Here is a 260-nt window from a genome sequence, read left to right on the forward strand (position 1 = left end):
GTGCTGAAGCTGCTGGGCTCGAACCCGGATGCGGTGCTGATCGCGGGCTCCGGCACGCCGGCGGCGCTGCCGGCCAAGACGCTGAAGGAGCGCGGCTACAAGGGCAAGGTGTACCAGACGCACGGTGTCGCCAACAACGATTTCCTGCGCGTGTGCGGCAAGGATTGCGAAGGCGAGATCCTGCCGGCCGGCCCCGTGCTCGTGACCGACCAGCTGCCCGACTCGAACCCGGTGAAGAAGCCGGCGCTCGGCTACAAGGC

1 pseudogene is annotated in these 260 nt (G+C 68.5%); it reads left to right on the top strand.

The annotated features are described in order from the left end of the window. A pseudogene (locus tag ACZ2XM_RS15570) lies at nt 1–260 on the top strand (ABC transporter substrate-binding protein); the annotation flags it as partial.

This window comes from Psychrobacter sp. CoH-33_TS_01, assembly GCF_058189395.1.